General features: G+C 40.0%; 16 protein-coding genes and 1 tRNA gene. 16 read left to right on the forward strand and 1 reads right to left on the reverse strand.

Annotated features, from left to right (window positions below; genetic code table 11):
* Positions 1-25 precede the first annotated feature (25 nt).
* The 14 genes from rplK (at position 26) to EPR_RS01170 (ending at position 17,022) form a co-directional block, all read left to right on the forward strand.
* Positions 26-451, forward strand: a complete 426-nt coding sequence (rplK, locus tag EPR_RS01105; RefSeq protein ID WP_200763226.1) for a 50S ribosomal protein L11 — start codon at positions 26-28, stop codon at positions 449-451.
* 65 nt (positions 452-516) lie between these two features.
* Positions 517-1,221, forward strand: a complete 705-nt coding sequence (rplA, locus tag EPR_RS01110; protein WP_200763227.1) for a 50S ribosomal protein L1 — start codon at positions 517-519, stop codon at positions 1,219-1,221.
* 82 nt (positions 1,222-1,303) lie between these two features.
* Positions 1,304-1,795, forward strand: a complete 492-nt coding sequence (gene rplJ / locus EPR_RS01115) for a 50S ribosomal protein L10 (RefSeq protein WP_200763228.1) — start codon at positions 1,304-1,306, stop codon at positions 1,793-1,795.
* 37 nt (positions 1,796-1,832) lie between these two features.
* Complete coding sequence (gene rplL, locus EPR_RS01120; protein ID WP_234697141.1) at positions 1,833-2,204, forward strand: 50S ribosomal protein L7/L12; 372 nt, start codon at positions 1,833-1,835, stop codon at positions 2,202-2,204.
* Positions 2,205-2,325: 121 nt separating this feature from the next.
* Positions 2,326-6,486 (forward strand): DNA-directed RNA polymerase subunit beta, encoded by a 4,161-nt coding sequence (gene rpoB, locus EPR_RS01125; protein WP_200763229.1) that lies wholly within the window; start codon positions 2,326-2,328, stop codon positions 6,484-6,486.
* Complete coding sequence (rpoC, locus tag EPR_RS01130; protein WP_200763230.1) at positions 6,464-10,984, forward strand: DNA-directed RNA polymerase subunit beta'; 4,521 nt, start codon at positions 6,464-6,466, stop codon at positions 10,982-10,984. The genes rpoB and rpoC overlap by 23 nt, the downstream gene beginning before the upstream one ends.
* A 127-nt stretch (positions 10,985-11,111) precedes the next feature.
* A complete protein-coding gene (rpsL, locus tag EPR_RS01135; RefSeq protein WP_200763231.1) occupies positions 11,112-11,483 on the forward strand; it encodes a 30S ribosomal protein S12 in 372 nt (123 codons plus the stop codon).
* A 120-nt stretch (positions 11,484-11,603) separates the two neighbouring features.
* Positions 11,604-12,071, forward strand: coding sequence for a 30S ribosomal protein S7 (rpsG, locus tag EPR_RS01140; RefSeq protein ID WP_200763232.1), 468 nt, complete (start codon positions 11,604-11,606; stop codon positions 12,069-12,071).
* A 116-nt stretch (positions 12,072-12,187) separates the two neighbouring features.
* Entirely contained in the window at positions 12,188-14,266 is a 2,079-nt protein-coding gene (fusA, locus tag EPR_RS01145) for an elongation factor G (protein ID WP_200763233.1), read from the forward strand.
* Positions 14,267-14,387: 121 nt separating this feature from the next.
* Positions 14,388-14,464, forward strand: a tRNA-Arg gene (locus EPR_RS01150).
* Between the two features lie 65 nt (positions 14,465-14,529).
* Positions 14,530-15,045, forward strand: a complete 516-nt coding sequence (locus tag EPR_RS01155) for a glycine zipper 2TM domain-containing protein (RefSeq protein WP_200763234.1) — start codon at positions 14,530-14,532, stop codon at positions 15,043-15,045.
* A 130-nt stretch (positions 15,046-15,175) separates the two neighbouring features.
* Positions 15,176-16,042 (forward strand): ThiF family adenylyltransferase, encoded by an 867-nt coding sequence (locus tag EPR_RS01160; protein ID WP_200763236.1) that lies wholly within the window; start codon positions 15,176-15,178, stop codon positions 16,040-16,042.
* A gap of 81 nt (positions 16,043-16,123) precedes the next feature.
* A complete protein-coding gene (locus EPR_RS01165) occupies positions 16,124-16,597 on the forward strand; it encodes a helix-turn-helix domain-containing protein (protein ID WP_200763238.1) in 474 nt (157 codons plus the stop codon).
* A gap of 155 nt (positions 16,598-16,752) precedes the next feature.
* Positions 16,753-17,022 carry an RNA recognition motif domain-containing protein gene (locus tag EPR_RS01170; RefSeq protein WP_200763240.1) on the forward strand — a complete coding sequence of 90 codons (270 nt, stop codon included), beginning with the start codon at positions 16,753-16,755 and terminating at the stop codon, positions 17,020-17,022.
* Positions 17,023-17,061: 39 nt separating this feature from the next.
* Here EPR_RS01170 and EPR_RS01175 read toward each other — a convergent pair whose 3' ends face one another.
* Positions 17,062-18,327: a DNA polymerase Y family protein gene (locus EPR_RS01175; protein WP_200763242.1), complete on the reverse strand. Its 1,266-nt coding sequence runs from the start codon at positions 18,325-18,327 to the stop codon at positions 17,062-17,064.
* An 86-nt stretch (positions 18,328-18,413) separates the two neighbouring features.
* Between EPR_RS01175 and EPR_RS01180 the strand changes: the two genes are divergently transcribed.
* Positions 18,414-19,076: a S24 family peptidase gene (locus EPR_RS01180; RefSeq protein ID WP_200763244.1), complete on the forward strand. Its 663-nt coding sequence runs from the start codon at positions 18,414-18,416 to the stop codon at positions 19,074-19,076.
* A gap of 76 nt (positions 19,077-19,152) precedes the next feature.
* Positions 19,153-19,935 carry a GGDEF domain-containing protein gene (locus tag EPR_RS01185; RefSeq protein WP_234697185.1) on the forward strand — a complete coding sequence of 261 codons (783 nt, stop codon included), beginning with the start codon at positions 19,153-19,155 and terminating at the stop codon, positions 19,933-19,935.
* The last annotated feature ends 4 nt before the right edge of the window (positions 19,936-19,939 follow it).

Raw genomic sequence — 19,939 nt, forward strand, 5'->3', positions numbered from 1 at the left:
TTAAATAATCAAGAAAGGAAAAAAGATGGCTAAAAAAGTTGTTGGTGAAATAAAGCTGCAAATTCCAGCCGGAAAAGCAAACCCCTCCCCTCCTGTTGGACCTGCATTGGGACAAAGAGGCGTAAACATAATGGAGTTCTGTAAAGCGTTTAATGAAAAAACAAAAGATATGATGGGATTTAATATTCCTGTTATCATTACTGTTTATGCTGACAGAAGCTTCACATTTATTACAAAACAGCCTCCTGCGAGTGACCTTATCAAAAAGGCGGCAGGCATTCAAAAAGGTAGTGACAACCCTTTGAAAAACAAAGTCGGAAAAATAACTACTGCTCAGCTTGAAGATATTGCAAAAATGAAAATGCCGGATCTAAATACAAAAGATATTGAAGCTGCAAAAAAAATCATTGCAGGTAGCGCAAGAAGCATGGGCGTTGAAATAGTAGATTAAAAAAGTGATCTTCACCGCAGAGATCTAAAATAAGTGCGGTAGCAAAAAAAATGCGGAGAGAAAAAATGGCAAAGAAACTAAGTAAAAGATATAAACAACTGTTGGAAAAAATAGATTCTGACAAAAAATATTCTGTAGATGAGGCTGCTCAGAAAATAAAAGAGCTACAATCTGCGAAATTTGACGAAACTGTTGAGTTGGCACTAAGGCTTGGTGTTGATCCAAGACATGCCGATCAGATGATAAGAGGCTCAGTAGTTCTTCCTCACGGAACAGGTAAAAAAGTAAGAGTGGCAGTGTTTGCCAAGGGCGTAAAAGCAGATGAAGCAAAAGAGGCCGGTGCAGATATCGTAGGCGCTGAAGATTTAGTAGAAAAGATTCAAAACGGCGAAATCGATTTTGATATTGCTATTGCCACACCTGATATGATGGGTCTTGTGGGTAAAATAGGTAGAATCTTGGGTCCAAAAGGGCTTATGCCAAACCCTAAAACCGGAACAGTAACTATGGATGTTGCAAAAGCCGTTCAAAATGCTAAAAGTGGACAGGTTAATTTCAGGGTTGACAAAAAAGGTAATATTCATGTCGGAATCGGCAAAGCGAGCTTTCCGGCAGAACACATTGCTGAAAACTTAAGAGAGTTTGTAAGAACAATAAACAAACTTAAACCTGCTTCTGCAAAAGGAAGATATATAAGACATGCAGCTCTATCTTTGACGATGAGTCCCTCTTTAGAGCTTGATACAAATGAACTTATGGATTTGAAATAGTATTGAAGTTTTTTATCTTAGACTGAAGATAGCGGGCATCCAATAAGACCTGCTTGAAGTCTTCCGTCGGAAAGGAGGAAAAGTGAACAGAGAACAAAAGGCCCAGGTTATAGATTACCTGCAAAATGAGTTCGCCAACTCAAATACGATAATCATTTGTGATTATAAAGGTCTTAAACACAGAGAGTTGGAAGAGCTCAGAGATGCTGCCAGAGAAAAAGAGGCCAAAGTAAGAGTCGTTAAAAATACCTTGGCTTCAATAGCGCTTAAGGGCGCCAATATCGAAGGCATAGAGCTAAAAGACACCAACTTGGCCGTTTGGGGTGATGATCCCATTTCAGTTTCAAAAGTTGTTTTTGATTATGCAAAAGAGCATAAAGACAATTTCAAAATCAAAAGCGCTTACATTGACGGCGAAGTTACAGGTGTTGAAAAAGTTGAGTCTTTTGCGAATCTTCCAAGTCGCGAAGAGCTTCTTGGTATGCTTCTTTCTGTCTGGACAGCACCGGTCAGAAATTTTGCAATCGGCTTAGATGCGCTTAGAAAGAAAAAAGAAGAAGAAGGTGCTGCTTAATAGCGGCGAATAAAAAAGATAAGAGAAAGGAGAAAAAATGGCTATCACTAAAGAAGAGCTGTTTGAATATATAGAGAATTTGTCAGTTCTTGAACTGTCAGAGCTTGTTAAAGAGTTTGAAGAGAAGTTTGGCGTATCTGCAACACCTATGGTTGTAGCAGGTGGAGCTGCAGGTGGTGCTGCCGCTGCAGAAGAGAAAACAGAATTTGATGTAGTACTTACTGATCCTGGTGCTAAGAAAATCAATGCGATCAAAGTTGTAAGAGCAGTTACCGGTCTTGGTCTAAAAGAGGCTAAAGAAGCGGTAGAAAGTGCACCGACAACTATCAAAGAAGGTGTTAGCAAAGAGGAAGCTGAAGAGATCAAAAAACAGTTCGAAGAAGCTGGTGCAAAAGTAGAGATAAAATAATTCTACCTTTAAAAATTAAAAGAGAGGATTTTCCTCTCTTTAATGTAAAATTAGTTAAGATAAAATCTTACCCCCTTCAAAGCGGAGAACCGCTTAATACTACTTTACGAGGTTAGTGCCTATGCTAAACAGTATAAAATCCGGAAACAGATTGAGAGTCGACTTTTCAAAAATCCCTCAAGAGATTGAAATTCCAAATTTGCTTCAACTGCAGCAGAGCAGTTTTGAACATTTTCTTATGATTGACAAAGAAGAGAGAAACAACAGCGGTATAGAAAAAGTATTCAGATCGATTTTCCCTATTCACGATCCGCAGAATCGTCTTAGCCTTGAATATGCGGGAAGTGAGATAACAAAGCCGAAGTATACCATTAGAGAATGTATGGAGAGAGGCCTGACATACAGCGTCTCTATAAAAATGAAAATTAGGCTTGTTTTATGGGAGAGAGACGAAAAAACCGGTGAAAAAATCGGTGTCAAGGATATAAAAGAACAGGCGATTTTTGTCAGAGAAATTCCTCTTATGACCGACAGAACATCTTTTATCATAAACGGTGTGGAAAGAGTCGTAGTAAATCAGCTTCATAGAAGCCCAGGTGTCATATTCAAAGAAGAAGAATCCGCAACTTCTGGCGGAAAGCTTGTTTATACTGCACAGATAATTCCCGACAGAGGTGCTTGGCTCTATTTTGAATATGATCCCAAAGATATTCTTTATGTCAGAATAAACAAAAGAAGAAAAATTCCTGCAACAATACTTTTCAGAGCGCTCGGATACAGCAAACAAGATATTTTGAAGCTTTTTTATCCGGTATCGAAGATAATTATAAAAGACAACAAATTTTTTACAGAATTCAATCCGGAAAATTTTGTAGGGCGTGTAGAATATGACGTACGTGATGAAAATGGAAATCTAATAATAGCTGCCGGCAAAAGACTTACAAACAAAAAAGCAAAAAAACTTGCCGAAGAGGGTCTTAAACTGGTTGAATACCCTGTCGATGTGCTAATCGACAGATTTTTGGCCGCACCTATTATCGATACTTCCAGCGGAGAGATTCTTTTCGATACCTTGACTCAGCTTGATGAAACGAAATTGAAAAAAATGATAGAGCTTGGTATAGAAGAGTTTGAAATAGCAAACGATCTTGCAAGCGGAAAAGACAGATCTATAATCAACTCTTTTATAGCGGACCAGGAGAGCTTGAAACTTCTAAGGCAAACCGAAGGTATAGAAGATGAAAACGATTTGGCGGCAATAAGAATATACAAAGTTATGAGACCCGGCGAGCCGGTGACGAAAGATGCCGCAAAAGCGTTTGTAAAACAGCTCTTTTTCGATCCGGAAAGGTATGATATCACGCGCGTGGGTCGTATGAAAATGAATCACAAGCTTGGTGTAAGCGTTCCGGAATATGTAACGGTTCTTACGCATGAGGATATTATCAAGAGTGTCCAGTATCTTATAAAAGTAAAAAACGGACAGGGACACATAGACGACAGAGACCACCTGGGTAACAGAAGAATCAGAGCGATAGGTGAACTTCTTGCAAATGAGCTTCATAACGGGCTTGTTAAGATGCAAAAGGCCATACGCGATAAAATGAGCACCATAAGCGGAAGTTTAGACGAACTGATGCCGCATGACCTTGTAAATTCAAAAATGATAACAAATACGATTCTAGAGTTTTTCTCAAGCGGTCAGCTTTCGCAGTTTATGGACCAGACAAACCCTCTTAGTGAAATTACACATAAAAGAAGACTCTCTGCTCTCGGAGAGGGAGGCCTTGTAAAAGAGAGAGCCGGTTTTGAAGTGAGGGACGTCCATCCTACGCATTACGGGAGAATATGTCCGGTAGAGACTCCGGAAGGCCAGAATATCGGTCTTATCAACACACTTTCTACTTATGCGAAAGTAAATGATCTCGGGTTTATTGAAGCGGCATATAAAAAGGTTGTAGACGGAAAAGTAACGAATGATATAGTCTACCTTACCGCTGCACAGGAGGAAGGTCTTGTTATAGCTCCGGCCAGCACCGAGCTTACCGATGATCTGGAGATAAAAGACGATATGATCGAAGCTAGAAAAGACGGAGAGATCATCCTGGTAGAAAAAAATAAAGTGGATTTGATCGATCTGGCTCCGACAATGGTTGTGGGTGTTGCGGCAAGTCTTATTCCTTTCCTAGAACATGACGATGCAAACAGGGCTTTGATGGGTTCAAACATGCAGCGTCAGGCCGTTCCTCTTCTGAAAACAGAAGCTCCTATGGTTGGAACAGGCATGGAAAAAGTTGTAGCCAGAGATTCATGGGAGTGTGTGAAAGCCAGAAGAAGCGGTATAGTAGAAAAGATAGATGCGCAAAATATCTATATCCTGGGTGAAGATGAAAACGGGGCTTATATCGATCATTATACTTTGCAAAAAAATCTCAGAACAAACCAGAACACCTGTTTTACACAGACACCGATAGTCAAAAAGGGTGATTTTGTCGAGAAAGGACAGATAATTGCAGACGGTCCGAATATGGACAAAGGTGAACTGGCTCTGGGCAAGAACATGCTTGTTGCATTTATGCCATGGAACGGATACAACTTCGAGGATGCTATTGTAGTCAGTGAGAGAATTATCAGAGACGATGAGTTTACGTCTGTTCACATATATGAAAAAGAGGTTGAAGCAAGAGAGCTGAAGCATGGTATAGAAGAGATAACAAAAGACCTTCCTAATATCAAAGAAGAGGAGATAGCTCATCTTGATGAGAGCGGTATCGTAAAAATAGGAACATATGTAAAACCGGGAATGATACTTGTAGGAAAGGTTTCTCCCAAAGGTGAAGTGAAACCTACTCCGGAAGAGAGACTTCTTAGAGCAATATTCGGGGAAAAAGCCGGACATGTGGTAAATAAGTCGCTCTATACACCACCATCTATGGAGGGTGTTGTCGTAGATGTAAAAATATTTACGAAAAAAGGGTATGAAAAAGACCCAAGAGCAATAAGGGCTTATCAGGAGGAGAAAGAGAGACTCGATAAAGAGCATCATGACAAACTCTTGATGGTTGACAGAGAAGAGATGCTCAGAATCATCTCTTTCCTTGCAAAAGCGCCTCTCGAAAAAGATGCAAAAATAAAAGACAAAGAGTATAAAGCCGGTGAAAAAATATCCAAAGAAGAGCTTTCGGAGATAAACAGATTCGCGCTCAACGCTCTTGTCAAATCATACTCAAAAGAGGTCCAGGAAGAGTATAACAGGCTAAAAACATATTTCCAGAATGAGAAAAGAAAATTGACTGAAGAGCATGAAGAGAAGCTCTCCATTCTTGAAAAAGACGATATTTTGCCAAGCGGAGTGGTAAAACTTGTAAAAGTTTATATCGCTACAAAAAGAAAACTGAAAGTGGGTGACAAAATGGCAGGTCGCCACGGAAACAAAGGTATAGTATCTACCATAGTTCCTGAAATCGACATGCCATATCTAAAAGACGGAAGAGCCGTAGATATTGTTCTTAATCCGCTTGGGGTTCCTTCAAGGATGAATATCGGGCAGATTCTAGAAGTTCATCTGGGACTTGTAGGGAAGAAACTGGGTGAACAGATTCAGGAGATTTTCGAATCCAAAAAAGCCGATTTTGTAAAAGAGCTTAGAGAAAAAATGATAGAGATTGCCGATGTGACAAAACTTATTAATGCAAAAGAGGCTCTTGAAAAGATGAGCGATGATGAGCTTATTGCATATGCCAGAGACTGGAGCAGAGGAGTCAAGTTTGCCAGTCCGGTTTTTGAAGGTGTCACAGCTGAAGAGTTCGAAAAACTTTATGAGATGGCAAAAATCGATATCGACGGAAAAACAGAGCTTTATGACGGAAAAACGGGTGATAGATTTAAAGAGAGAGTAAATGTGGGTTACATGTATATGCTTAAACTCCATCACCTTGTTGATGAAAAAGTTCACGCAAGAAGCACCGGACCTTACTCTCTTGTCACTCAGCAGCCTGTTGGCGGTAAAGCGCTGTTTGGTGGTCAGAGATTCGGTGAGATGGAAGTATGGGCACTTGAAGCTCACGGTGCGGCTCATACTCTAAAAGAGATGCTGACAATAAAATCTGATGATGTTGAGGGAAGAGTAAAAGCCTATAAAGCCCTTACCAAAGGCGAACCTATCCCGGCGCCCGGGATACCTGAGACACTGTTTGTCTTGACAAAAGAGTTGCAATCCCTTGGAATTGATGTAGAAATTTTAAACGAGGAAAAAGAAGATGAAGAGACTGGTACCAATTGAAATAGGCGAAGAGCAAAGACCTAAAGATATCTCGGCACTTCAGTTCAGACTTGCCAGCCCTGAAAAGATACTTTCATGGTCTCATGGCGAAGTCAAAAAGCCTGAGACGATAAACTACAGGACTCTGAAACCTGAACGCGACGGTCTTTTCTGCGCAAAAATATTCGGACCTATAAAAGATTATGAATGTCTTTGCGGCAAATACAAAAAAATGCGCTACAAAGGCGTAGTATGTGAAAAGTGCGGTGTTGAAGTAACATCAAGCAAGGTAAGACGCTCGCGCATGGGACATATAGAGCTCGTAACTCCCGTAGCGCATATCTGGTATGTAAACTCTCTTCCAAGCCGTATAGGAATTCTGCTTGGCGTTAAAATGAAAGATCTAGAGAGAGTACTCTATTATGAAGCATATATCGTAAAAAATCCCGGAGATGCCTATTACGATTTTGAAAAGAAAAATCCGGTGAAAAAATATGATGTACTCAACGAAGAGCAGTACCAGCAACTCAAGCAGCACTTTGCCGATACCGGATTTGAAGCGCATATGGGCGGTCAGGTTGTTAAAGAGCTTCTTGAAGATTTAGACCTTGTAGAGCTTTTTAATCAGCTAAAAAAAGAGATAAAAGAGACAGGATCAGAAGCTAAAAGAAAAACTATCGTAAAGAGACTTAAAGTAATAGAATCATTTCTCAATTCCGGAAACAGACCGGAATGGATGATGCTTACTTTCCTTCCTGTTCTGCCGCCGGATCTAAGACCTCTTGTTGCACTTGATGGCGGGAAGTTCGCAGTTTCTGACGTTAACGATCTTTACAGAAGAGTTATCAACAGAAACCAGCGTCTGAAAAGATTGATGGAGCTTGACGCACCTGAAATCATTGTCAGAAACGAAAAAAGAATGCTCCAGGAAGCTGTAGATGCTCTGATAGACAACGGAAGAAGAGGAAATGCGGTAAAAGGTGCAAACAAAAGACCACTTAAATCGCTCAGTGAAATTATCAAAGGGAAACAGGGACGTTTCAGACAGAACCTTCTTGGGAAAAGGGTAGATTTTTCAGGGAGATCCGTAATCGTTGTGGGGCCAAATCTGAGGATGGACCAGTGCGGCCTTCCGAAAACCATGGCTCTTGAGCTTTTCAAACCGCATCTTTTGGCAAAACTTGAAGAAAAGGGTTATGCAACAACGCTTAAAGCCGCAAAAAAGATGATAGAAGATAAGACTAACGAGGTCTGGGAATGCCTTCAGGAAATTGTTGACGAGTATCCTGTTATGCTCAACAGGGCTCCTACGCTTCACAAGCTTTCTATTCAGGCGTTCCACCCTATTTTGATAGATGGAAAAGCTATTCAGCTTCATCCGCTCGTATGTGCAGCATTCAACGCTGACTTTGACGGTGACCAGATGGCTGTTCATGTACCTTTGAGTGAAGAAGCTATAGCTGAGTGCAAAGTATTGATGCTGAGCTCAATGAATATTTTGCTGCCGGCATCGGGTCGTGCGATAGCCATACCTTCGCAGGATATGATTTTGGGTCTTTACTATCTTAGCCGTGAAAAGCATGATGTGAAAGGTTCCAATAAGCTTTTTGCCGATGTTAACGAAGTTATGACCGCCCTTGAGTCAGGAATGCTCGATATAAATGCAAAAATAAGAACCATGATAGACAACAGGGTTATCTCGACTACGGCAGGAAGAATAATTATAAAATCGATTCTTCCCGATTTTGTTCCTGTATCTTTATGGAACAAAATTCTCAAAAAAAGAGATATAGCTGATCTTGTTGATTATGTATATAAAAAGGGTGGACAGGGAATAACAGCCGAATTTCTTGACAATCTAAAAAATCTAGGGTTCAAATATGCGACTTATGCTGGAATCTCTATCTCTGCATTTGATATAAAAGTGCCTGAAGAGAAGAAAAAGTTTATAGAAGATGCCAAAAAGAGAGTAAAAGAGATACAGCAGCAGTTCCAGGCCGGTCTTTTGACGGAGCAGGAAAGATATAACAAAATTATAGATATCTGGACCGATACGAACAATGCCGTTGCTGAAGCTATGATGAAACTGATCCAAAACGACAAAGAGGGCTTCAACTCTATTTATATGATGGCAGATTCGGGAGCGAGAGGTAGTTCAGCACAGATAAGACAGCTTGCAGGTATGAGGGGTCTTATGGCCAAGCCTGACGGAACGATTATCGAAACGCCTATTATTTCGAACTTCAAAGAGGGTCTGAATGTTCTTGAGTACTTCATTTCTACACACGGTGCGAGAAAAGGTCTTGCGGATACCGCTCTTAAAACGGCAAATGCAGGTTATCTGACAAGAAAACTGGTGGATGTTGCACAGAATGTAAAAATCACTATTGAAGATTGCGGAACACATGAAGGGATAGAAGTTACGGATATATCAATAGGTAACGAAATGATAGAGCCTTTGGAGGACAGAATACTCGGAAGAGTTTTAGCAGAAGATGTAATCGACCCTATAACAAACGAGATTCTTTTCAACGAAGGAACTCTTATAGATGAAGAGAGTGCGAGAACGATAAAAGAGGCGGGTATCAAATCTGTAGTTATCAGAACGCCTATAACTTGTAAAGCCGAAAAGGGAGTATGTTCCAAGTGTTACGGCCTTAATATGGCTGAAGCAAAACTTGTAAAACCGGGTGAGGCCATCGGTATTATCGCGGCACAGTCTATCGGTGAGCCCGGAACTCAGTTGACGCTTAGAACATTCCATATCGGTGGTACGGCAAGCAGGGCGGCTGAAGAGAGACAGGTAGTTGCCACAAAAGAGGGCTTTATAAGATATTACAATCTTAAAACCTATAAAACAAAAGAGGGGAAAATAGTAGTTGCAAATAGAAGAAACGCAGCAGTTCTTTTGGTTGAACCTAAAATAAAAGCTCTTTTTGATGGAAAACTTGAAGTAAAAGCCATTCATGATGAAATTATGATAACGCTTAAAAACGGTGAAGAGAAAGCTAGATATTCTCTAAGAAAATCTGACGTTGCAAAGCCAAACGAGCTTGCCGGAGTCAGCGGTAAAATTGAAGGGAAGATATATATTCCATATGAAAACGGGACAGAGATAAAAAAGGGCGACAGTATAGTAGAGATTATCAAAGTCGGATGGAATGTACCCAACAGGATACCGTATGCGGCTGAACTGAAAGTTCATGACGGTGCTCCTATAACTCAGAAAATTGAGTCAAAAGCTAAGGGAACGATAAAGTTTTATCTTCTTAAAGGCGATTATCTAGAGAGATACGAAGCTATTAAGAAAGGACATAAAGTTGAAGAGAAAGGACTCTTCGCTGTCATTGCCGATGAGGAAGGAAGAGAAGCGATAAGACACTATGTGGCGAGAGGTTCTATCATAGAGGTAGACGACAATGAAAAGGTAGAGAGAGATACTATTATAGCGGTTCCGGAAAAGAACGACAAAACTGTTGTGGCGGAGTGGGACCCGTACTCTATACCAATCATTGCAGAGGTTGAAGGTACAGTTGCATTTGAAGATATAATTCCTGGTGTTACTGCAGTTGAGCAGATAGATGAGCTTACAGGCGAGAGCAGGCTTACGATAAACGAGTATATTCCGCCAGAATATAAACCTACTATTGTTCTTGCTTCTAAAAAAGATGACACAGTTATCAGGTACCCGCTTGAGCCAAAAACAGCCATATATGTTCATGACGGTGAAGAGGTGACTCTTGCGGAAACACTGGCAAAGACACCGAAAGCCATTGCGAAATCAAGAGACATTACCGGTGGTCTTCCGAGAGTTTCCGAACTTTTTGAAGCAAGACGCCCGAAAGACCCTGCAGTGGTAGCGGAAATTGACGGAGTTGTCAGTTTTGGAAAGCCTGCCAGAGGAAAACAGAGGATTGTAATTACATCGGATACCGGGCAGAAAGCCGAGTATATGATAGATAAAAACAGAACCATACTGGTACATAACGGTGAATTTGTACACGCAGGCGAGAGACTTACCGACGGAACTGTGTCAAGTCATGATATCTTAAGAATTCTTGGTGAAAAAGCGCTTCAGTACTATATGGTAAGCGAAATCCAGCAGGTGTATAGAAGACAGGGTGTTAATATCAGCGATAAACACATTGAGATAATAATTTCACAGATGCTAAGACAGGTTAAAATCGTTGAGAGCGGGGATACCAAGTTTATAGTAGGCGACCTTGTGAGCAGAAAACTTTTCAAAGAAGAGAATGAGAAGATCTTAAGACTCGGAGGCGAGCCGGCGATTGCGGAACCGGTACTTGTAGGTATTACCAGAGCTGCTGTTAGTTCGGATAGTGTTATCTCTGCAGCCTCTTTCCAGGATACAACAAAGGTTCTCACGGAAGCCAGTATCTCTGCGAAAATCGATTACCTTGAAGACCTCAAAGAGAACGTTATCATAGGTAGACTGATTCCTGTAGGGACAGGCCTTTACCGCGATAAAGTAATAAAGATAGAAGAGGAAGAGAAGTAGTATAGTTCCGGGGCTTTTGCCCCGGCCACCTATAGCTTAAAAAAATATTAATTTAAGACAAATTAAAGTTTTATTTGACTATAATTTGCCATTAATTTTAAGAATAGCTTTAAAGAAAGGAAACGAAGTGCCAACTATCAACCAATTGGTTAGACGAGAAAGAAAAAAGGTTATAAAAAAGTCCAAATCTCCAGCACTTGTAAAGTGTCCTCAAAGAAGAGGTGTTTGTACTAGAGTTTATACCACTACGCCTAAAAAGCCAAACTCGGCTTTGAGAAAAGTTGCAAAAGTAAGACTTACAAGCGGATATGAAGTGATCAGCTATATTCCGGGTGAAGGTCATAACCTGCAAGAGCACTCCATAGTTCTTGTAAGAGGCGGAAGGGTAAAAGACTTGCCGGGTGTTAAGTACCATATAGTAAGGGGTGCGCTCGATACAGCAGGCGTTGCAAACAGAAAAAGATCAAGATCTAAATACGGAACCAAAAAACCGAAATAATCAACAAACAGTTTAGTCATTAGTCGTTAGTCATTAGTTTTTCTAAAGATTAAGACTCACTGACTAGCCACAGGCGGGGCTTACCGCTTGAGTAAATTTAAAAATTGAAGGGAGCTAAAAGTGAGAAGAAGAAGAGCACCGGTCAGAGAAGTACTTCCTGATCCGATTTACAACAGTAAAGTTTTGACAAAATTTATAAATAAATTGATGTGGGACGGAAAGAAGAGCGTTGCAGAAAAGATAATGTATCAGGCACTTGAGCTTATCGAAAAAAAAGGCGAGAAAAAAGGCATTGAAGTTTTCAACGAAGCTATAGAAAACGTTAAACCTCTTCTTGAAGTGAAAAGTAGAAGAGTCGGAGGTGCCACATATCAGGTACCTGTAGAAGTAAGACCTGTAAGACAGCAGTCTTTGGCAATCAGATGGCTTGTGGATGCAGCCAGAAACAGAAATGAAAGAACTATGGCCGAAAGACTGGCAAACGAGCTTCTTGATGCTGCAAACAAAAGAGGTGCAGCTTATAAGAAAAAAGAAGATACATACAAAATGGCAGAAGCCAACAAAGCTTTTGCTCACTACAGATGGTAGTACCGAAACAGAAACAGACAGAAGCAGAAGCGGGTTCTGCTGCAACTTCACAGAAGCAGGCTTTGCCCTGCCTTCTAAAAACTTCATTGAAACTTCAAATCATTAAAGGATAAAAAATGGCAAGAAAGACTCCTATAGACAAAGTAAGAAATATAGGAATTGCAGCTCATATCGATGCTGGTAAAACTACAACTACAGAGAGAATTCTATATTACACCGGAATTTCGCATAAAATAGGCGAGGTTCATGAAGGTGCGGCAACTATGGACTGGATGGAGCAGGAGAAAGAGAGAGGTATTACTATTACTTCTGCTGCTACCACATGTTTTTGGAACAACCATCAGATAAATATCATCGATACACCGGGGCACGTTGACTTTACGATAGAAGTTGAAAGATCGATGAGAGTACTTGACGGTGCAGTTGCGGTTTTCTGTGCCGTTGGCGGTGTACAGCCTCAGTCAGAGACTGTATGGAGACAGGCAAATAAATATGGAGTTCCAAGAATCGTTTTTGTCAACAAGATGGACAGAATCGGTGCTGACTTTTTCAATGTTGAAAATCAGATAAGAGAGAGACTAAAAGCCAATCCAGTTCCTTTGCAGATACCGATCGGTGCAGAAGAAAATTTCAGAGGCGTTGTTGACCTTGTAGAGATGAAGGGAATCGTCTGGGATGATGAGACTATGGGAGCGAAATATACCGTTATAGATATCCCGGAAGAGTTGAGAGAAAAAGCTGAAGAGTACAGAGAAAAGCTGATAGAAGCGGTTGCCGAAAGCGACGAAGAGCTTATGGAGAAATATCTTGGCGGAGAAGAGCTAACAAACGAAGAGATAAAAAGAGGTATAAAAGCCGGAACTCTTTCTATGGATATGACTCCTATGCTTTGTGGAAGCGCCTTCAAAAACAAAGGTGTGCAGACACTTCTTGACGCTGTTGTGGATTACCTTCCTGCTCCGACAGAAGTAAAAGCGATCAAAGGGATCGATCCAAATACCGAAGAAGAGGTTACTGTAGAGTCAACAGACGAAGGTCCTTTTGCCGCACTTGCATTTAAAATCATGACTGACCCGTTTGTTGGACAGTTGACATTTATCAGGGTTTACAGAGGGCAGATAGCAAGCGGAAGCTATGTTCTTAACTCTACAAAAGGCAAAAAAGAGAGAGTGGGAAGACTTCTTAAGATGCATGCAAACAAAAGAGAAGAGATAAAAGAGCTGCCTTCAGGTGAAATCGGTGCGGTTGTTGGACTCAAAAATACATTGACAGGTGATACGCTCTGCGACGAAAAAGCGCCTGTTATTCTTGAAAGAATGGAGTTCCCAGAGCCTGTTATCTCTGTTGCCGTTGAGCCTAAAACTAAAGCGGACCAGGAGAAAATGTCTGTTGCACTCTCTAAGCTTGCCGAGGAGGATCCGAGTTTCAGAGTTCATACAGATGAAGAGACCGGCCAGACAATAATTTCCGGTATGGGTGAGCTTCACCTTGAGATTATCGTCGACAGGATGAAAAGAGAGTTCAAAGTGGAAGCTGAAGTGGGACAGCCGCAGGTTGCGTACAGAGAGACTATCAAAGTACCTGTCGATCAAGAATACAAATATGCAAAACAGTCAGGTGGCCGCGGTCAGTACGGACACGTATTTATCAAGCTTGAGCCTCAGGAACCAGGAAAAGGCTATGAGTTTGTAAATCAAATTACAGGTGGTGTTATTCCGAAAGAGTATATCCCTGCCGTTGATAAAGGTATCCAGGAAGCGATGCAAAACGGTGTTGTTGCGGGATATCCGGTTGTTGACGTAAAAGCTACTCTGTATGACGGAAGCTACCACGATGTGGACTCATCTGAAATGGCGTTTAAGATTGCCGGTTCTATGGCTTTCAAAGAGGCAGCGAAAAAAGCGAACCCTGTTCTTCTTGAGCCTATCATGAAAGTTGAAGTGGAAGTTCCGGAAGAGTATATGGGGGATGTTATAGGCGATATCAACAGAAGAAGAGGGCAGGTAAGCTCTATGGATGACAGAGCCGGCAATAAAATCATAACAGCAATGGTTCCGCTTGCTGAGATGTTCGGATACTCTACCGATCTTAGATCCTTTACACAGGGACGTGGAACATACTCCATGGAATTTGATCATTATGAAGAGGTTCCAAGAAACGTTGCAGAAGAGATAGTCAAAAAGAGAAACGGCTGATTATATTTGTATAAAAGGCTGAAGGGCGAAGGAGAAAACTCCTTCATCCCCGAAGCCATTTTCGTAAAACTGCTTCAACCTTCAACCTTCAACCTGAATTCTTTAACTTTAACTTTAAAATGTCCCGGTAGCTCAGCAGGATAGAGCACCGGATTCCTAATCCGGAGGCCACAGGTTCGAATCCTGTCCGGGACACCACCTCCATTCCACAATTTTTCCTCAATCAATATGTATGATTATTAAAAGTATGCAGGAGGTGAAAAATGAAAAAACTAATTTTTGCAGTTTTGGCCATAGTCGCTACAAATATGTTTGCGCAAAGTTTCAGTTATATAGAATATGTAGAGGTAACCAGAAGTGAACCGGTATACAGGACAGTTGTAAAAAGGATACCCTATCAGGAGTGCTGGGATGAAGAAGTTCCCGTTGCCTATGAAAATAGATACAGCGATAACTCTGATACCGTCGGAGCCCTTATCGGAGGTGTTGCCGGAGGAATCATCGGAAACCAGGTAGGAAGAGGAAGCGGAAAGACTGCTGCTACAGTAGGAGGAGCTATTATCGGTACTCTTGTAGGGAAAAATCTCGCTTCAAGAAACAATTCGTATGTGACAACGGGATATAAAACCGTAAGAAGATGCAGAACGAGATATGAAGAGAGAGAAGAGAGAGTTCAAAAAGGTTATAGAAATTATGCCTTTTATAACGGTCGTGAGATTGTAAAATTTAGTAGACGCCCACTTAGGAATATAAAAGTTAAGGTTACCGTTACCTATTAGATTAAAAAATATACCGGTATAAAAATTTAAAATAATTCAATAATATAATTTTTTATTTGATATAATATCAGATTGGATAATTTAAATATAACGGAATCAAAATCATAAATCCGTTTACAAAGAGGATATCATGCCGGGATATGATTACTATTTGGCCACATCTAGAAACATTGGCTGGTTTGCCGAGAGAGAACAGGAGAAGCTTAAAAATAAAAAGGTTGCTATAGGCGGACTTGGAGGTGTAGGGGGAGGCCATCTTCTTACGCTGGTGAGACTGGGAATATTGAATTTTCATATTGCTGATCCTGATATTTTTGATTATTCCAATCTAAACAGACAGGTGGGGTCTGATCTTAGAACACTTGGGAACAATAAAGTCGATGTTTTGGAAAAGATGGCAAAAGATATCAATCCCGAACTGAATATAAAGAAATTTCCCGAAGGGGTAACAGAAGAGAATATAGACGATTTTTTAGATGGAGTCGATATATATATAGACGGTCTTGACTTTTTTGTTATAGAACTGAGAAGAAAAGTTTTTGATGCGTGCAGAAAAAAGGGTATTCCGGCAGTCAGTGCCGCTGCTATGGGAATGGGTTCGGCGTGTATAGTCTTTATGCCGGATGGAATCACATTTGATCAATATTTCAGACTCGAAGGGTGTTCAAGAGAGGAGCAGCTTTTGAGATTTCTTATAGGGCTCTCTCCCAAGATGGCCCAGACAAAATATCTTGCAGATCCCGATGGTGTAGATTTGAAAAACAACAGAGTGCCATCAACTGCAATTGCCTGCAGACTTTGTAACGGTATTGTAGGAGCGCAGACTGTAAAAATTCTTTTAAACAGAGGAGATATTGTTACAGCTCCAAAAAGTATACAATTTGATGCATATCTTAATAAGATGTACAATGTATGGGTTCCTTTCGGAAACGCCAATCCTTTACAAAAAATCAAACTTGCAGCCGCCAGAAAAATACTTCAAAAAGAGAAAATGTAAGCTCTTTGCTGCTTTGATTTTAGTATTTTTTGGTAAAATTGTTATACAGTTCCCCCAAAAACTCTATTTCAAGGCAATTTTATGAAAAAATTGACAATCAAAGAGGCCTCTGAGGTTTTAGGAATTTCAGAACAGGCTATAAGAAAGAGAATCAGCAGAGGAACACTGAATTCTGTCAAAGAGAACGGACATATATTTGTAGTAATGGATGAAAAGAGTGAAAATAACAGCTATAAAGAGGAGTATGAGCTTTTTTTCTCCTTTTTTATGGATGAACTGGAGAAAAAGGATAAAGAGATAGAAGCGCTCAAGTCTCTTCTTAAAGAGAAAGAGAAAAAGATAGAAGAGCTTAACGGTGAAGTAAAAAGCGCACTCAAAGACAACGTGAAACTTGCCCAAGGTGTGCATCTTGAAGCGAGGAAACTTATAGAGACATTTGTACCTCTTTTCCCGGAAATCGGACGAACGACCGGTCTAAAAGAGAAAGAAGAGGATGATACAGTATATAAAGAGCGCCCCGGCAAAGAGAAGAAAAAAAAGAAAAAGAAGAAATAAGCAGGTTTTTTAAAAACAGACTTTGAAAAATCTATAAAAGATGATATAATGTTCCTGACTTTTAAAAAAGTCGTAAATCTTCTCCTTGAACTTCAGAAATCTTCGGGTTTTTAAGTATCAACGGAGCAGCGCATTTTATTTCAAAGGGACAATGTATGAAGCAAATTTATGTAGGCAATCTGCCTTATAGATCAAGCGAAGAGGAAGTTAAAGAGCTTTTTGCTCAGTATGGTGACGTAAGTTCAGTAAAGATAATAACCGATAGAGAAACAGGAAGACCAAGAGGTTTTGCATTTGTAGAGATGGAAGATGACGGCGCACTTTCTGCTATTGACGCACTTGACGGAAAAGAGTTTGAAGGAAGAACACTCAGAGTCAATGAAGCAAGGCCAAGAGAACAGAGACCAAGAAGAGAATTTAATTAACCTTAAATAAATACGCAGTGCAAAGCACTGCGTACTTCTTTATATCATTTCACCTCCCCATCTTATCGCATCTACTCCATATTTTGATCTGATTTTCCCGCATTTTTTTAAAAGAGATTTCGATTTTTTATCATTTTTTATCTCAAATATATTAAAAATTTCGTTTTTACAATAAAATTTTGTACACCGTATTCCTATTCTTATCACTTTTGCATAAGGGTATCTGTCCGCTTTTTTGAAAAGCTCCAGCATGATATCTTTCAAAAGTTTTTCACCGAAAATTCTGTTTAGATGTATATGGGCTTTGCCTTTTCCTCCAAACTCATATCTTAGTGAAATGTAAAATATAAGAGGATTTAGTTCAAGTTTTGAGACCGTATATGCAAGATGTCTTGAAAGTATTATAACTCTTCTTTTTAACTCTTCTCTATCATCTGTGGGATCAATTGTTCTTGATATTCCTATCGATTTTCTTGGGCTCTCTTTACAGACCGGTTCATTGTCGATGCCTAATATTCTTTTGTAAAGGAGGATTCCGGGTTTTTTCCATATGTAAAAAAGTGATTTGAGATCTTTTATTTCTCCCAGGTTTTTAATTCCGTAGTTTTTGAGTCTTTTTGTATATCCCCTGCCTATGCCAGGGAATTTTTCTATGGGAATATTTTTCAAAAAAGCCTCCAGTTCGTTTTCTCTTACCACTTTTACGCCAAAAGGCTTTGCGAAAGTTGTGGCTATTTTTGCGGTCCATTTGCTTTTTGCCGCTCCTATGGATATGGGAAGTCCGAAATTTTTCAAAATTTTTTGCTGAAGATTTTTTAAAAAGGGTTCTATCTTATCATCATCTACCCATCCACTGAGATCTCCGAAAAACTCATCTATACTGAATTGTTCAACAGCCGGAATCTCTTTTTCCAAAAAGATTTTCAGTTTGTGTGAAAGTGTATGATAAAAAAGGTGGTTTGGAGGAAGGACAATGAGGCTTGGACATATCTGCAGAGCCTCTCTTATACTCATTCCTGTTTTAACTCCGTATTGTCTGGCTTCGTAGCTTGATGTTATGACAATGCCCCGTATCTTCTCTCCCTCTACAAAATAGCTTTCAAAGTCTGTTTTTGAGTCGTAAAATATGGAAGGAACAAATGCTCCTTTGTTGTCAAGCTTTGAGTCGACGTTTGTTTTTTTCTCTCTCCTGAATATGAAAGGATCCCCTCTGCCTCCTACGGCAACCGGTTTGCCAAGAAGTTTTCTGTTTTTTGTTCTCTCCGCCGATACGAAAAAGGAGTCCAGATCGAGATGAATTTTCATTTCAGCTCCTCCGTGTTAAACTAACAATATTTTAATAAAAATAGTAAAAACAGCTACAAATATAAACATTTTGTTAAGGAGCAATTATGCTTTCGTTTGATGAAGTGACGGAGAGAGTAAAGGATATACTCTCCAAAGAGCTGGGAGAGAGAAAAATATACGATAAAGATGTGGCGAAGGTTCTGGGTGTTACACCAGAATATTTTTCAATGATGAAAAAGAGAAAAAGACTTCCCATAGAAGAGCTTGCAAACTTCTGTGCAGCCAGAAACATAAGCATAAACTGGCTTCTATATGATCAAAATCCCGCATCTTTATGCGAGCCTACAGAAAAGTTTGCATATGTAAAATATTTCAAGGAGATAAATGCCAGTGCGGGAGGCGGAGCGCTCAATTATGAAGAGAGTGCGCAAAAGCTCTATCTTGATCCTGAACTGATACGATTTTTCGGAGGAGAGAAAAGGCTTAAAGATATAGAAGCGCTCAATGTTATAGGAGACTCTATGGAACCTCTTTTAAAAGATGGGTCTATTGTTTTTATAGACAGAAGTCAAAAAGATATAAGAAAAGGAGGAGTGTTTGTTATTTCGACCAATGCCGGTGTTTTTATAAAAAGAGTGGCTTTAAAAATAACAGGAGAGATAGAGCTTATATCGGAAAACAGAAGTTATCCCAAAGAGTCCGTTTTGCCTGAAGAGATAAAAATAATAGGAAAAGTTATGGGAGCACTGGAGAAAAAGCCTGGATAAATATAATATTTTATTTAAAATTTTTTGTTATACTGTCGATAGCATGAGTGATATTTGATGGGGGTCGGTATTGAAAATGAACAGGGAAAACAAGGAGAAAAGACGGAAAAAGAGTTTCAGATACTATTTTGAATATATATTTTTATATGTCTCTTTTGTTGTTTTGTTGTTTTTGATACATTTTTTTCTGATATATCCTTTAAAAAATCCTACAATCGATGATTTGGTCGTTCCGCTGTTAGCTGCTGCGGCTCTTGCCATAACTACCGGAAAGATAATAGCGCTTGAAAGAGAGAGAGACAGAATCTATTTTGAGCTGTTGGAATACAAAGAGAGTATAAAAAGAGTCAAAGAGCGTTATAAAAATATGATAGAGAAGTCAAACTACGACCCCTTGACAAGAGCTTTGAACAGAAGAGCTTTCAATGAGATTTTGGGATATAAGATAATGGAGGCAAAACAGTTTAAACATCCCCTCTCTATGATAATGTTCGATATCGACCATTTTAAGAAGATAAACGATATATACGGCCATCAGGTGGGAGACAAAGTTTTGGCAGAGATATCAAATCTGGTAAGATCGCATATCCGGCAAAACGAGATATTTGTAAGATGGGGAGGAGAGGAGTTCGTGATACTCGCTTCCGGTGCACCTCTGTACGGTGCTGTAAAAATCGCCGAAAAGCTTCATCTGCTCATAAATGAGCATAAGTTTGAAAAGGCCGGCCGGGTTACCTGTAGTTTTGGCGTGACTGATCTAAGACCCGGCGACAGTATAGACAGTTTTGTCAAAAGAGCCGATGAAGCCTTGTATACGGCAAAAGAGAACGGCAGAAACAGAATAGAGGTGGCGAAATAGAAAA

This window comes from Nitrosophilus alvini, assembly GCF_015100395.1.
GTDB lineage: Bacteria > Campylobacterota > Campylobacteria > Campylobacterales > Nitratiruptoraceae > Nitrosophilus > Nitrosophilus alvini.

Coding starts and splice junctions, on each gene's coding strand:
- rplK (WP_200763226.1), top strand. CDS start 26: ATGGCTAAAAAAGTTGTTGGTGAAATAAAGCTGCAAATTCCAGCCGGA.
- rplA (WP_200763227.1), top strand. CDS start 517: ATGGCAAAGAAACTAAGTAAAAGATATAAACAACTGTTGGAAAAAATA.
- rplL (WP_234697141.1), top strand. CDS start 1,833: ATGGCTATCACTAAAGAAGAGCTGTTTGAATATATAGAGAATTTGTCA.
- rpoB (WP_200763229.1), top strand. CDS start 2,326: ATGCTAAACAGTATAAAATCCGGAAACAGATTGAGAGTCGACTTTTCA.
- rpoC (WP_200763230.1), top strand. CDS start 6,464: ATGAAGAGACTGGTACCAATTGAAATAGGCGAAGAGCAAAGACCTAAA.
- fusA (WP_200763233.1), top strand. CDS start 12,188: ATGGCAAGAAAGACTCCTATAGACAAAGTAAGAAATATAGGAATTGCA.
- EPR_RS01155 (WP_200763234.1), top strand. CDS start 14,530: ATGAAAAAACTAATTTTTGCAGTTTTGGCCATAGTCGCTACAAATATG.
- EPR_RS01160 (WP_200763236.1), top strand. CDS start 15,176: ATGCCGGGATATGATTACTATTTGGCCACATCTAGAAACATTGGCTGG.
- EPR_RS01165 (WP_200763238.1), top strand. CDS start 16,124: ATGAAAAAATTGACAATCAAAGAGGCCTCTGAGGTTTTAGGAATTTCA.
- EPR_RS01170 (WP_200763240.1), top strand. CDS start 16,753: ATGAAGCAAATTTATGTAGGCAATCTGCCTTATAGATCAAGCGAAGAG.
- EPR_RS01175 (WP_200763242.1), bottom strand. CDS start 18,327: ATGAAAATTCATCTCGATCTGGACTCCTTTTTCGTATCGGCGGAGAGA.
- EPR_RS01180 (WP_200763244.1), top strand. CDS start 18,414: ATGCTTTCGTTTGATGAAGTGACGGAGAGAGTAAAGGATATACTCTCC.
- EPR_RS01185 (WP_234697185.1), top strand. CDS start 19,153: ATGAACAGGGAAAACAAGGAGAAAAGACGGAAAAAGAGTTTCAGATAC.